This window comes from Candidatus Margulisiibacteriota bacterium, assembly GCA_028715625.1.
Lineage (GTDB): Bacteria > Margulisbacteria > Riflemargulisbacteria > GWF2-35-9 > GWF2-35-9 > JAQURL01.
Map to the genome: position 1 here is coordinate 1,284 of JAQURL010000055.1, position 10,278 is coordinate 11,561.

Annotated in this window: 12 protein-coding genes; 3 read left to right on the forward strand and 9 right to left on the reverse strand. The window is 38.9% G+C overall.

From position 1 onward, the window contains the following. The 8 genes from PHV30_08865 to gmhA form a co-directional block, all read right to left on the reverse strand. Positions 1-602 (reverse strand): hypothetical protein (locus tag PHV30_08865; protein MDD5457129.1); only part of this gene is annotated, 602 nt, incomplete at its 3' end. Positions 603-653: 51 nt separating this feature from the next. Then, the gene (uvrB, locus tag PHV30_08870; protein ID MDD5457130.1) at positions 654-2,660 is read right to left on the reverse strand and encodes an excinuclease ABC subunit UvrB; all 2,007 of its coding nucleotides are present in this window, start codon (positions 2,658-2,660) and stop codon (positions 654-656) included. Beyond that, on the reverse strand, positions 2,642-3,190 hold the full coding sequence (coaE, locus tag PHV30_08875; protein MDD5457131.1) for a dephospho-CoA kinase: 549 nt from the start codon (positions 3,188-3,190) through the stop codon (positions 2,642-2,644). Before coaE ends, uvrB begins: the two co-directional genes overlap by 19 nt. Before the next feature lie 2 nt (positions 3,191-3,192). After that, positions 3,193-4,200: an LOG family protein gene (locus PHV30_08880; GenBank protein MDD5457132.1), complete on the reverse strand. Its 1,008-nt coding sequence runs from the start codon at positions 4,198-4,200 to the stop codon at positions 3,193-3,195. Further along, positions 4,190-4,930, reverse strand: a complete 741-nt coding sequence (gene hisA, locus PHV30_08885; protein MDD5457133.1) for a 1-(5-phosphoribosyl)-5-[(5-phosphoribosylamino)methylideneamino]imidazole-4-carboxamide isomerase — start codon at positions 4,928-4,930, stop codon at positions 4,190-4,192. The genes PHV30_08880 and hisA overlap by 11 nt, the downstream gene beginning before the upstream one ends. Then, on the reverse strand, positions 4,927-5,532 hold the full coding sequence (gene hisH / locus PHV30_08890; protein ID MDD5457134.1) for an imidazole glycerol phosphate synthase subunit HisH: 606 nt from the start codon (positions 5,530-5,532) through the stop codon (positions 4,927-4,929). Before hisH ends, hisA begins: the two co-directional genes overlap by 4 nt. Beyond that, positions 5,529-6,521, reverse strand: a complete 993-nt coding sequence (locus tag PHV30_08895; GenBank protein ID MDD5457135.1) for an ROK family protein — start codon at positions 6,519-6,521, stop codon at positions 5,529-5,531. The genes hisH and PHV30_08895 overlap by 4 nt, the downstream gene beginning before the upstream one ends. Continuing rightward, positions 6,521-7,078 (reverse strand): D-sedoheptulose 7-phosphate isomerase, encoded by a 558-nt coding sequence (gene gmhA, locus PHV30_08900; protein MDD5457136.1) that lies wholly within the window; start codon positions 7,076-7,078, stop codon positions 6,521-6,523. The genes PHV30_08895 and gmhA overlap by 1 nt, the downstream gene beginning before the upstream one ends. A 112-nt stretch (positions 7,079-7,190) precedes the next feature. On the opposite strand from gmhA, the gene rlmN reads away from it, so the two are divergent. Further along, positions 7,191-8,225 (forward strand): 23S rRNA (adenine(2503)-C(2))-methyltransferase RlmN, encoded by a 1,035-nt coding sequence (gene rlmN, locus PHV30_08905; protein ID MDD5457137.1) that lies wholly within the window; start codon positions 7,191-7,193, stop codon positions 8,223-8,225. After that, positions 8,216-8,869, forward strand: a complete 654-nt coding sequence (locus PHV30_08910) for an HAD family phosphatase (protein ID MDD5457138.1) — start codon at positions 8,216-8,218, stop codon at positions 8,867-8,869. The genes rlmN and PHV30_08910 overlap by 10 nt, the downstream gene beginning before the upstream one ends. Here the strand turns inward: PHV30_08910 and PHV30_08915 are convergent. After that, entirely contained in the window at positions 8,849-9,691 is an 843-nt protein-coding gene (locus PHV30_08915; protein MDD5457139.1) for a response regulator, read from the reverse strand. The two genes, PHV30_08910 and PHV30_08915, sit on opposite strands and share 21 nt — an antisense overlap. 237 nt (positions 9,692-9,928) lie before the next feature. Between PHV30_08915 and PHV30_08920 the strand changes: the two genes are divergently transcribed. Continuing rightward, positions 9,929-10,278 (forward strand): hypothetical protein (locus PHV30_08920; GenBank protein MDD5457140.1); only part of this gene is annotated, 350 nt, incomplete at its 3' end.

Sequence of the window (10,278 nt, forward strand, 5' to 3'; positions counted from 1 at the left end):
TCATTATTTACATAGTCATGCCCTTTGATGACTTTTCCTGCCAGATCAACATGATTGTAATCCACGCCGGAATCAACAACCGCCACAATCACCGAGCTGGAACCTGTAGTTACTGCCCAGGCCTGGGTCATATCATACCTGTCAAAAATTGCTTTTTGATCGCTGACGTAATAAGTATCATTTGGCGGTATGCCATAAGCTTTTACAATAAAATTGGGATGGGCGTACTCAATATTGCTTTGCGCTTTAAGCCATTCCAGTGCTGCTGTCATATCGTCAGCATTTTCCAGCATTATTTTGTGAATACCTTCCAGTAAATATGAATCTTTTTTATTTTGTAATGATGTTGCAGCTAATTGCGCGTGAAGTCCTGTTTGTTGTTGTATAGCACTATTCTGAAATAAAGTTTTGTCTTCTTTTATTTTAAAAGGAATATTCATAGTGACAGCCTGACTGGTAAATACACGGTACTGATTAGTTTGTAATTGCGGATCGAGCCCCTGCTTATATTTATAAATTATTTCCCCGGGAACAAAATTGTCAGTTACAGCATAAAGAAAACTGGCCAGAAGCAGTAAAGCAAAGGAAAATTTAGGTTTCATTTAAAATAGTGTATATGAATAAACAGAGATTTTCAATGACGGCATGTTGTTTTATGGTGTTTTGTCCCTGCCTTGCAAACTTGAGATTTTATCACGGATCAGGGCGGCTTTTTCAAATTCCAGGTCTCTTGCTGCCTTATGCATTTGTTTTCTGAGCATATCTGTTGTGGTGAGCAGCTCATGCGGCAGCATGTCTTCTTTTTTTATCTGGTCAAGCCATTCCAGCTCTTTTTGTACCCTGTTCAGGTCCTTTTTCTGTTTGGCCCCCTCTTCCCGGATATTATCTTTGATCTTGGAATAGATGTTGGTGGGAGTAATCCCATGAGCATCATTATATTCTTTTTGAATCTTGCGCCTGCGATTGGTTTCATATATAGCTTTTTCCATGGATTTGGTCATTTTATCAGCGTACAGCAACACAGTCCCTTTAACATTTCTGGCTGCCCTGCCGATAATCTGGATTAATGAACGTTCGTCGCGCAAAAAGCCCTCTTTGTCCGCGTCCAGAATGGCTATCAGTGAAACTTCGGGCAGGTCCAGGCCTTCTCTTAACAAATTAATGCCTACCAAAACATCAAAATCTCCTGTGCGCAAGTCACGTAAAATTTCATAGCGGTCCAGGGTATTAATATCCGAATGCAGATAACGGGTTTTTAACTGATGTTGCAGCAGATATTCTGCCAGTTCTTCGGCCATTTTTTTGGTTATGGTCACAACCAGGGTTCGTTCTTTATCAGCTACTCGTTTTTTGATTTCTTCCATGAGATTTTGCATCTGATTTTCGGTTTTACGGATCTCTATTGCAGGATCCAGCAGTCCTGTGGGCCGGATGATCTGCTCCACAACCTGTATAGAGTGCTCTGTTTCATAAGGCCCTGGTGTGGCTGAAACAAAGATCACCTGCGGTATCTTGGCCTCAAATTCAGGAAAGTTCAGTGGACGATTGTCCAGCGCGCTGGGCAGTCGGAAGCCATAATCCACTAATACAGTTTTTCTGGATTTATCTCCGGCATACATTCCCCTAACCTGTGGCAAAGTAACATGCGATTCATCTACAATCAACAAAAAATCTTTGGGGAAATAATCAATCAGTGTATAAGGAGGTTCACCGGGATTTCTACCGGTTAAAATACGAGAATAATTTTCAATGCCCGAACAGTACCCTATTTCCTCCATCATTTCTATATCGAACATAGTCCGTTGTTCCAGACGCTGGGCTTCCAGCAGTTTGTTTTCAGCCTTAAAGACCTTCAGACGGTCGGCCAGCTCAATTTTGATTTTTTCTACTATATCTTTTACATTAACGGTAGGGACCACATAATGGCTGGCTGGATAGATCATAAAGGAATCGAATTTATTTTTTACGGACCTGTTCAATGGATCGATATAGAGGACATTTTCTATTTCATCTCCCCAGAACTCCACTCGCAAAATGTTCTCGTCATAGGCCGGGAAAATTTCCACGACTTCACCCATGACTCTGAATTTACCGCGTGTCAGGTTCAGATCATTACGTTCATAACGTGCGTTGATAAGCGATTCCAGTAATTTTTCTCTGGGAAACATCTGGCCCTTGGCCAGACAGAAACTGCCCTGCGCATAATACTCAGGAGATCCTAGTCCGTAGATACAGGATACCGAAGAAACAATCAGGACATCACTGCGGTTAAACAGAGAATAAGTGGCTTTATGGCGCAGCCGGTCGATCTCATCATTTATTGACGAATCTTTTTCTATATATGTATCAGTGCTGGGCAGATAAGCTTCAGGTTGATAATAATCATAATAACTTATGAAGTACTCCACCGCGTTGTCAGGGAAAAATTCCTTGTATTCGCTGGTAAGCTGAGCGGCCAGAGTTTTATTGTGGGCCATCATCAGCACAGGTTTGTTCACCTGACGTATAACATTGGCCAGCGTGTAAGTTTTCCCGCTGCCGGTGACGCCATGCAGGGTCTGGAATTTATAGCCTTTTTTAATGCCGTTGACCAGTTGTTCAATAGCTTGCGGTTGGTCTCCGGTCGGTGAAAAAGAAGATTTTAAAACAAAGTCTGACATTTCTTTATAATTTCTTTTTTCAGTTCCTCCAGTGAGGAATTATTTTTAATAATAATATCCGCGTGTTTTCTGTACCATACGGTCGAGACCTGAGCTTTCCAGCGCTGCAGGATTTGTTTTTTTGACCATTTTACTCCTAATCTTTTCAGAACAATATCCAGACGCGTGTCTACAAAAATGACAATATTGCTTGTTTTTCTAAGCTTCAGTTCTTTGAGTAACGCTGCATGAATTATAGTTTTGGAGGTAACCTGTTGTCGTATTTTTTCTATGAGCAAAGGATGAATAATATTATTTAATATTCTGATTTTTCGGGGGAAAACAGCCTTGGCCAGAGCCTTTCTGCTGATTTTTCCGTCTATAACAGTTTGAGGAAATATCTCTTTGATTTTTTCAACAATTTTTTTTTCTTCCAGCAGTTCGTGGCCTAACTTGTCCGCGTCAATAACAGTAAAATCGGAAGGGACATTAAGAAGACTTCTTACTGTATCTTTGCCCGAACCTATTTTGCCAGTGAGTGTAATAATCATATCTAAAAATTGTTAATCATTTCAATAAGTTTTATAACGTTTATATATTGATAGAGGTTAAGTTTTTTACAGCTGTACACATAAAGATTGCCGTTATTGTAATATCTTTCTCTTACGAAAATAAACTCGGAAAACAGGTACTGCCGCGCATAATCATTGAGTTCTTTGAGCTGCGCATCTTTCAGCTTTATTTTCAGCTGAAAAAACAAACGGTCCTCCAGCATAAAATAGGAAAAAAAGTTGTGATAGAAGTGTTTTATGTAGTTAAGGCTGTCGTCCGCGTTGTAAAAAATTCTATAAATAAGCATATCATCGTTATCAATATATTGGTTTTTTAATAAATTTTCTTTGAGCCAGATATCAAAATTGTTCCAGAATACCCCGCCCGGTTTGTCCATTAAAAGAAAAGGCCTGACATGCAGTTTGCCGGTTTGAATGGAGGCCATGCCCTGAAAAATTTCATCCATGGTCCCGAACCCGCCGGGCATAACAACGATTGCCTGAGATTCACGGTAAAAGGTAAGTTTTCTGGAATAAAAATGTTTAAAGACCGTTATATGTTCGGGAAATTCAGCAAACACGCCACTGTCGTTTTCGAAGGGCAGATTTAATCCCAGGCCGAAACTGTTTTCCGGCCCTGCGCCTACATTACCCGCTTCCATAATCCCGGGACCGGCCCCGGTGATTATTTTGTAGTTATTGTAAACCGCTTTTCGGGCGAATTCGGAAGTGATGTGATAAAGAGCGTCGTCCGCGGCAACTCTGGCTGAACCGAAGATAGATATCTTTGTGTCATATTTATATTTCTTGAACATGGTAATAGACTTGCGAATTTCATCGAGACCTTCTTTTAAGGGAATAATTTCGTCAGGTTCAGGGTCTTCCCAATTATAAAGAAGTGTGGCCAGAATGAATTCGTTTAATAAGTCCTGTTGCTGCTCCGAACCGCGAGAGTATTTTTGAAGTAAGGATTTTATATCATTTTTTAATGCTTCAATTTCAAGGCCCATAGATTGATTTCTTGACTTCCCCTACAGTCAATTTGTTTTCATAAATAGCTTTACCCAAAATGCATCCGTATATTTTTTTACGCATAAATTTATCGGAAATAGTCCGCAGATAACTGATATCCTTCAAGGAAGAAATTCCCCCGGAAGCAATAATTTTAACGTTGGATTCGTTCAGGATTTTTTTCAACATCTCCAGGTTTGGCCCTTCCATTGCCCCGTCCTTGTTGATGTCTGTATAGATTATTTCCTGCAGACCCTGCTTTTCGTATTTTTGGATAGTTTCTATCACTTTATAGCTTGTGGTTTCAATCCAGCCGTTAACGGCAATGTTATCTTCTCTGGCATCGATACCGAATATGATGTTGTTTTTATAATGCGTAAGAGCATCTGAGGCGAATTTTTCGTTTAAAACAACAGAAGAACCCAGAATAATACGTTTTATTCCCGCGTCCCAATATTTTTTTATGGAATCGATATTACGAATACCGCCCCCAACTTCTACCGGGATACGCACGTTTTTCTGAATATTGACGATAGTATCAAAATGAACAGGCATACCCTTTAGCGCGCCTTCCAAATCTACAACGTGGATTATGTCCGCGCCCTCTGTCTGAAATTTTTTAGCCATATCCACCGGGTCATTGGAATATACAGTTACCTGATTATAGTTACCTTTATATAACCGCACACACTCGTTGTGCAGTAAATCTATCGCTGCGATTACTTTCATGATACTTTAAAGTATTGTAGCACTTTTTCCAGAAATTTTAATCCTATTTTGCTGCTTTTTTCAGGGTGGAATTGAGTGGCTATTAGATTTTCTTTTATTACGGCAGATACATAATCAATTCCATAATTGGTCATGGCCAGAACGTTTTTTTTATCAGCAGGATCAACGTAGTATGAATGTACGAAGTAAAAATATTGTTTATCAAATTCCTTAAATTCGGTTTTTTTTATCCGGATATCATTCCAGCCGATCTGTGGTATGGATAACTTGTCTGATTTGAACTTTTTAACAGAACCTTTCAATATTCCCAGACCTTCGATGCCGGGACTTTCTTCGCTGTTGTCAAATAATAACTGCAACCCCAGACAAATCCCCAGAAATGGAGTTTTATTTGTAATCAAGTCTTTGATCGGATCAATCATTTTTTTCTTCTGCAGTTCCTTCATGGCAAACCCGAAAGAACCGACACCCGGCAGTACAAGTAAGTCTTTAGGTTTTACTTTACTAAGGTCCGAAGTTATAGTTACTTCTTTTTTAAAAAAATGAAAAGCCCTGGCTACGCTACGGATGTTGCCGGCTTCATAATCTATAATATAAATCATCGGCTTATACCTATGGCCAGTGCGCCTAAAATCCCCGCGTCGGTCCCTGTCTTGGCCGGAAGGATTTGAGTTTCCAGTTTGGAAGTCATTTTAACATGTTCATGTACTGTTTTGGTTATAGAGTCAAAAAGTATCGTCCCTATTTTACTGACTCCACCTCCCAGGATAATAGCATCCGGGTCCAGCAGGTTAATCAGGTTTACACAGGCAATCCCAATATAAAACCCGTTTTCTTCTATGATTTCACAGGCAAATTTGTCTTGCATGGAGGCGGCCTGACTGATAATAACAGCGGTAATTTTATTGAGATTACCTTCAGCTAATTCCAGAATTTTTCCTCCGTAATCATCTTTTATCATATTTAAATCTTTCAATTTTTTTTGCGCTCTTTTGGCCATATTTATGCCGGAAGCGTAGGCTTCAAAACAGCCCATTCGTCCGCAGCCGCATTTGTGATCTTCGTCTGAAGACAGATTCAGGGCCATGTGCCCTATTTCTCCGGCAATATGGTGCTTTCCCGAATAAAGTTTTTTGTTCAGGATAATGCCACCGCCGATTCCGGTACTGATAGTCAAAAAAATCATATTCCTGAATTCTTTGCCGGCACCATAAAAAAATTCGCCCATAGTGGCGCAGTGAGCGTCATTTTCAAGTAGAATTTTGGTTTTTGGGAATTCTTTGTGCAGATATTTTTGAATATTAAAATCTTTCCAACCGGCAATATTCGGTGCGTTAAGAATAATACCCTTGATGCGGTCGATTTGTCCCGGAATGCCAATAACAATATTTTTCAATTTTTTGACTGAAAGACCAGACTCCTTGAGCAAATGTTTGATACAAAGCAAAATTTTATCTGCCACGACGTTATCGCCTTTTTTGGCTTCGGTCGGGGTTATAAAATTAGCCAGGATATTCCCTTTATTATCCGCAATTGCTGCGGCAATCTTGGTGCCACCTACATCTATGCCTATAATAAATTCTTTGTTCATTATTGGGCAAACTCGTCTTCTATCAGCTGGCACAGAGTATGAATGATAAAGATATGAGCTTCCTGTATCCTCGGCGTATTTTTACTGGGCATTACAATATTCAGCTCGCAGCAGTTATTCATTTTCCCACCGCTATTTCCGCTTAGACCGCAACAGTAACAACCCAATTTTGCTCCTGTTTCCAAAGCTTTTACAACATTTGCACTGTTCCCGCTTGTAGATATTCCGATGAGGACATCTCCTTCGGAAGCCAGAGCTTCTACTTGCCGTGAGAAAATAATATCAAATCCGTAATCGTTTCCCAGAGCGGTCAGAGCGGATGTGTCTGTTGTTAGGGCGATTGCAGGCAAGGCTCTGCGTTCTTTTTGAAAACGACCGGTTAGTTCCGCAGCAAAATGCTGTGCATCAGCTGCGCTTCCGCCGTTTCCAAAAAAAAACACTTTATTGCCTGTTTTAAAAGCTTTAACAATTTTCTCACTAAGTTCCAGTATCTGAGGTTCCAGATTTTGGAGAGCATTAAAAGTTTGAGAATGCTCGGACAGATTTTTATTAAAAATTGAGGACAAATTAATACCTCCTTTTTGCGGGAAGCACCGGTTTTTAATCTCCCGCTATCATACCATATCCTATTTTAATGCATAACCGAGAAAACTTTAAGCTAATATTTGCATGAGTAATGATATAATTACTTTTATGAAAAATTTTTATGATTTGAATCTGGAAGAATTAACAGAAGAGTTACAGCCGTTATTCTTTCCTGTTTATAAAATAAAAGAGATTTTCTCCTGGATTTATAAAAAAAATGCTGCTGATTTTGAACAAATCACGACTTTGTCGAAACAGGAAAGAAACCTGCTTGCTGAAAAATTTACCTGCGTTTTGCCTGCTTTTACCAAAATTGTTTCCAAAGGCTCGGTAAAATATCGAATTGCTTTAAATGAAGAACTTATTATTGAGAGTGTGGTTTTAAAAGAGAAAGACTACTACACGCTTTGTGTATCTTCTCAGGCAGGATGCCCGCTGGGTTGTGTGTTCTGCGCTACAGGTAAATATGGTTTCAGACGCAACCTGACAGCCGGTGAAATCATTGCCCAGTATATGATTGCCGTTAAGTCCGGATATGTCATTAAAAACCTGGTATTTATGGGCATGGGTGAACCTCTGTTGAATATTGCTGAGGTTCTGAAAGCGGTGCACGTACTTAATCATAAACTGGGCGCTAATATCGGCATAAGAAATTTTACAATTTCTACTTCCGGTATTTTGGCAGGCATTGAACGGTTGCTGGAAAGTCCGATGAAATTCAATCTGGCTATTTCTCTGAATGCCGGCGATGACAGTTTGCGTTCCAGTCTCATGCCTGTGAATAAAACCAATCCACTATCCAAACTGCTCAGAGCCGCTTCTCGCTATGCTGAAAAAACGGGGAGAAGGGTTAGTTTCGAATATGTTTTATTAAAGAACATTAATGATTCTGCGTTGCACGCCCAACAACTTGTAAAAGCCTTGCGACATAAAGGATTTCACATTAACCTTATTCCTTTTAATAACATTGATAATGAATATATTGCCCCCTCCGTCGCTGAAGTTAAAAATTTTGCAAATATTCTGACAGAAAACGGGCTAAATGTTACCATCCGTTACAGCAAAGGCGCGGAAATAAGCGCAGCTTGCGGAATGCTGGCCAATAAATCATGCTTCTAAACAAGATTAAAATCGCTTTTTTTGATATTGATGGGACCATACATCGTGGGGATACTCTTTGGGAAGCCATGCACAAAAAACTTAATACTTGGGAAAGTTTGGGCCGGCATTATCTGGAACAGTTCAGCAAGCGGGAGATTGATTATGAGCAATTTGCCAGGCTCGATGTGGAGGCTTGGGCCGGTGCGCATCAGGATTTACTTGAGGAGACGATAACACAAATCGAGATCCTGCCGGAAACAATTTATCTTTTTGAAAAATTACTGGAGAAACAAATCAGGATTTATTTAATTTCCAATGGTATAGCACAACTGGCAGGACATATCGTTGAAAGGTTCGGATTAACAGGCTACAGGGCCAATCCCCTGGAGATTGAAGATAAAAAATTAACTGGCAGGATAAATATAATTCTACCCTATGACCATAAGGGAAATGCTGTACGAAGTATTTTGGAAAAAGAAAATATTAAATCTTCACAGGCCATGGCTGTTGGTGACGGCCCCAGCGACTTACATATGCTCAGGGAAGTAGCTTTTCCTGTTTATTATAATGATCATCATTATCCGTCCGACTACAACGGATTTGTCGCCAAGAACTGGTCGGAAATTCTTTGCTATCTCGGGTTAAAGCAGGGGGAACAATGAGGTAAGTTTTTCAAAAAGGTTATTTTCATTGGCTGCTGTTATTCTATGATAAGAATCATTTTTGAAAATTTCACGTATCAATTCCGAATCAGGGTTATCAGTCAAAATAACGATAATCAGTGTGGGGTTCATTTCAATAATTTTTTTAATCAAAGAAGGTATATCCTGCTTCAGCTTGCTATTAATCATGATGACATCAAGAATGCTCTGGACATTTTTTATTCTTTCCAACAGTTCTTTCCCGGAATTGATACTTACTCCTACGATGTTGCAACCGAACCAGTCCAATATTGTATGCGTAGTGACCATATGAGCTTCATCAGTTTCCACGGCAAAAATTCTTAAAGGTTGATCCTGATGGTTGGTTATTCTTTTCTGCCCGGAAATTGCTTTGGAGTCCAGGTGACAAAGATAGTTAAAGACATTAAACATTTGTTTTTCTTTAAAAGGTTTTAAAATAAAGTGGTTTGCTCCCAGAAGGATAGTTTTTTTTATAGATTCTACCTTACCAAGGGCGCTGATAACCACGATTTTTACGTTTGGTAAAATTCCGCGTAAAATAGGTAAAAGGGTCATACCATCCATTCCGGGCATATTTATATCCAGAGTAATAATATCAACATTGGCACTTACCTTTTTTAGACAGGCCATGGCGTCAATGGCGTTGGCGGAGCCGCCGACTACATAACCACCGAAAGATTCGATAATATCCCGCAAGGTTTTTATCATAAACACGGAATCGTCAATTATATAGAATTTAAATGGTCTGCCATCCGGTCCGTTACCCAGATCAAAATTATTTTCGGAAATATTTTCACTCATTTTTGATTATTATATTATGTTAATTTATTTATGGCTAAGGATATTTGGGAAATAAATTCTAAAAAATAAATATATTCACGGTTCCTTTTTAGTACTTTTTAACGTATACTAAAGCCGCAGTACGAGGGGTAATTTTCACTTTTTCATCTGTAAAAATATTGTTGACATTTTTTTTGGGAGTATCATAATGGCTAAACGTAAAATTATATGTGAAAAAAAATAGGTAACGGTAATAATATGAAAACTGCATTATTATTAAAATATGAAAAGAATTCTGTGCAGGGAAATGACTTTTACCTATTAAACCATTTAAAAACTTTAAAAACCGATTTAATCCACACATTACAGAATTTATATAACAAATTAGTACAGTATCCAAGTTTTAAATATATGTTTGTTCAGGGCAGGAATTCAAACGTGCTGATTAAGGAAGAATTGGTTTTTAATGGAGTTATGCATGAAGATGTAATTAAAACTCTAAATCATAAATTTTTACAAACTCATACTGCCAGGATGCTGGATCAATTTGTTGTCTATAATACACCCTATGTTTTACCTCAATATCACAAATATTTCTGTGATACTTT

Bases quoted from the DNA above. Each gene is read 5' to 3' on its own strand.
- uvrB (MDD5457130.1), bottom strand. From the start codon at position 2,660: ATGTCAGACTTTGTTTTAAAATCTTCTTTTTCACCGACCGGAGACCAA.
- coaE (MDD5457131.1), bottom strand. From the start codon at position 3,190: ATGATTATTACACTCACTGGCAAAATAGGTTCGGGCAAAGATACAGTA.
- PHV30_08880 (MDD5457132.1), bottom strand. From the start codon at position 4,200: ATGGGCCTTGAAATTGAAGCATTAAAAAATGATATAAAATCCTTACTT.
- hisA (MDD5457133.1), bottom strand. From the start codon at position 4,930: ATGAAAGTAATCGCAGCGATAGATTTACTGCACAACGAGTGTGTGCGG.
- hisH (MDD5457134.1), bottom strand. From the start codon at position 5,532: ATGATTTATATTATAGATTATGAAGCCGGCAACATCCGTAGCGTAGCC.
- PHV30_08895 (MDD5457135.1), bottom strand. From the start codon at position 6,521: ATGAACAAAGAATTTATTATAGGCATAGATGTAGGTGGCACCAAGATT.
- rlmN (MDD5457137.1), top strand. From the start codon at position 7,191: ATGAGTAATGATATAATTACTTTTATGAAAAATTTTTATGATTTGAAT.
- PHV30_08910 (MDD5457138.1), top strand. From the start codon at position 8,216: ATGCTTCTAAACAAGATTAAAATCGCTTTTTTTGATATTGATGGGACC.
- PHV30_08915 (MDD5457139.1), bottom strand. From the start codon at position 9,691: ATGAGTGAAAATATTTCCGAAAATAATTTTGATCTGGGTAACGGACCG.